The sequence below is a fragment of the Parafilimonas sp. genome (assembly GCF_047606085.1).
In the GTDB taxonomy this organism is placed as follows: Bacteria; Bacteroidota; Bacteroidia; order Chitinophagales; family Chitinophagaceae; genus Parafilimonas.
Map to the genome: position 1 here is coordinate 1 of NZ_JASGEX010000144.1, position 3,528 is coordinate 3,528.

Below are 3,528 nucleotides of genomic sequence, written 5' to 3' on the forward strand. Positions count from 1 at the left end.
TCTATTTCAGATTGTGGTATAGGGAATCTTGATCCAACTGTTGTTGGTAATGAAATTGACAAAGTAGTTCCTAAAGTTTGTTCAACAACTTTTGTAAAACTTCTTTGCAAACGATACAAATCCCAGAACCTGTTGCCCTCAAAAGCCAGTTCCTTGCGCTTTTCAGTTAAAATATCTTCTAAAATTTGTGTACCTGTAGATGTATAACCCGTAAATGAAGGGTCTCGTGCTTCTGCTACTTCATTCAGGTAAAGCAAAGCGTTGGCATCATCAGAAGTATTATAATACGCTTCTGCTAAAATCAATAACACTTCTGAATATCTGATAACTGGAACATTATCCGTATATGTAGCTGCATTAGAATATTTTACAGATGCATAAATACTATCTGTACCACGTACAGTTTTTTCTATCAAATCTTTACGAACATCTGTTGATGAATATAAATTATATAATTCATCCGTAACCAAATAATCACCATACCCGCCACCCTGATAATACAAGTAATCCAATGACTCGTTGCCATTGTTGCTGCTGGTTGTGGGGACTAATGAAAAAATAGCTTCCTGCTTATCAGAGCTTTCAGCAGATTGAGCCGCCCACCAAGAAACATAACTGGTGCTTGAAACTAAAGAGAACCCACCATTATTTACCACATCCAATGCAGCAGTTTTAGCATCTGACCAATCAGCCATATCCATATATACCCTTGCTTCAATTGCTTTTACTGCATATTTTGATATATAAGCATCGCTTGTGTACTCTGTGATTAATGAATAGGCTTGTTCTAAATCGGATATAACCTGGGCATACACTTCGGCAATTGTATTTCTTGCCGGTTTAATATCTGAGCTAAAGAAATCAGTAACCAGTGGAACGCCGGGATTAGAACTGCCATAAGAATATGGATATGCAAAATTTCTTACCAGCTCCAAATAAGAAAGCGCTCTTGCCGCATAGGCTTCACCCTTGTATTCGTCAACATCTGTTGAAGAAGCTAAGTCTGCAGCTATAATTTGGTTAGCTCTTTTAATTACCTTATATAATTGAGGCCAAATACTGGTGTGCTCTCCGGAACTGGCTGTAAAAGTATATACGTTATACGTACTATTTTGCCTTCCTGATGAAACATAAGAACAATAAACGTTATCGCCCATTATATCTCCTTTTGCCGGTAAATATCTGCCAAAACCCAAGTAGGAAAAAAGCCCGTTATATACACCTTGTAAAGCAGTATATAAATCAGATTCACTGGTGATTGCCACATCTAAAACAACTCCATCATAAGATGATGTTGTTAAATAAGATTTAGAACAGGAAGATAGAAAAGTTGCAATTAATAATGCTAACCCAATATGCTTGATATAAAATTTCATAATAAATATGTTTTATGCGTTAATTATAATCCCAGTACTAATCCGGCAGTTGCTGCCCGTGATTGGAATAAATAAAAGCTTGTAGCGCTGTTTACACCTTGTTCGGGATCGAACGGGATATTTTTATCCTTTACCCATGTATATAAATTGCTCCCACGCACATACAACTTCAGGCTTGTTATTACTTTTGTTTTGCTTAAAACAGATCTGGGTACGGAATATGCAAATTCAATATTCCTTAATCTCACATAACTTCCATTATATATGTATCTTGAGCTTGTAGAATTGGATTTGTTGGTGCTTCCATAAACATATTTAGGCACATTGGTTTTTTGTCCCACTGTTGTCCATCTCTTCAAATTACTTTTATATTTCCCATACAGATAAATGCCATCGGTTAAATAAGCAGCATAACTGGCATTGGATACATAGTTTCCGAAATTATAGTTAATATCTATTGCAAGCGAAAATCCTTTGTAAGTAAAGGTATTTGATATACCGCCATAATATTTAGGTGAGGCGCTTTTATTCAAATAAGCTTTGCTGGCACTGGAATAGGTGCTGGTTGTAGCCGATTTAGTAGAATCTGTGTACCAAAGCGGGTCGCCATTATCAGGGTCAACTCCGGCCCATTGATAGGTATAAAAACTTCTATAGTCCTGACCAACTCTAAGCCTGAACAAACCACTAATAATGTCAGCATTGTTAGTGGGCAAACTGGTTATTTTATTTACGTTATACGTAATATTTGCAGAAATGTCCCAGGTAAAATTATTGGTTTGAACAGGTGTTGCATTGATGGTTAATTCAATACCCTGGTTTTGTAATCCCCCGATATTAGCCGTTTTAGAGCTAAACCCTGTAGTTTGAGATATTGGCGCCGAGTACAACAAGCCATCGCTGTTTCTTTTATACCAGTCAAAAATAAAATTCAATCTGTTTTTAAGTAATCCCAATTCAACCCCCAAATCAAATTGTTTGCTTTTTTCCCATTTCAAACTTGTATTTCCTATTGATTCATAAGCAGTTCCGGCATTACCGTTATAATTATAACCTGAACTTTGATATGGCGTTGCTGTATAATTACCTATGTCAGCGTTACCGGAAATACCATAAGAAACTCTAAGTTTTAATAATGAAACCTGTTTAATATTTTTAATAAACGACTCTTCAGATGCATTCCATGCTCCGCCCACAGAATAAAAATTTCCATATTTATTATCTGCACCAAAACGGGAAGAACCATCACGCCTGAAGCTGCCCGTTAAAGAATATTTACCTTTATAGGAAAGGATAAGATTAGATAAAGCAGATGCGAAAGTATAGTCTGAATTATTACTATAAGCAGTTGTTGGTGTGGAGGCATTGACTAAGTCTGTTAATTTATCTGTTGAATAATCGTACGCATCGGTATAAAATGTATAATACTTACTCGAAATAGCTTCATAGCCCACTTTCAGGTCGGCTGACAAATCTTTTCCTAAAAAGTCTTTATGATAGCTCAATAAATTCGTCCAATCATACAAAAAGTACCTGGCATAACCTGCATAACCATATCCATTGGTACCGGCTCCATCTCCATGATTAGGGTTATTATAATAAACGTCCTCCACACCGTTATAATCAATTCCATATCTTGTTGAATATTTTAAACCGTTTAAAATATTATATTCAACATTTAATACCGGTTTTACCTGAACCGTTTTGGAATTTTGAATATCATGTGCTATAACATATAAAGGGTTATAAAAACCGGTAAAATTTAGAGCGCCGCTGGTAGAAATGTTATACGATCCGTCGGAATTGAAGGGATTTTGAGTTGGCCTTAAGAAATATATGGCGGCAATAGGGCTTCCATAATAAGCTGCATTTTGCAATGGTGCATTTTGATTTTGGAAAGAACCGGATACACTAAAATCAATCAGCAGATTTTTTAATGATCTGTTCCTAAGGCTTAATGCGCTATTATATCGCTTGAAATTAGAACCAATTACAGCAGCCTCCTGGTTTAAATAACCTAATGAAGTATAAAACTGAGTTTTTTCATCCCCACCGCTTGCCGAAATATTATATTGCTGCTGCTTTCCTTTCCTTGTTAGCAAACCCCACCAATCCGTATCAATACCACTGGTATCGCCATAAGTATCTAAAA

Annotated in this window: 2 protein-coding genes; both read right to left on the minus strand. The window is 36.1% G+C overall.

The window, feature by feature from the left end; translation table 11 throughout:
- The coding region (locus QM629_RS12780) for a RagB/SusD family nutrient uptake outer membrane protein (RefSeq protein WP_415160268.1) at positions 1-1,376 on the minus strand (1,376 nt) is incomplete at its 3' end.
- A 23-nt stretch (positions 1,377-1,399) separates the two neighbouring features.
- A partial coding sequence (locus QM629_RS12785; RefSeq protein ID WP_415160269.1) for a SusC/RagA family TonB-linked outer membrane protein occupies positions 1,400-3,528 on the minus strand: 2,129 nt, incomplete at its 5' end.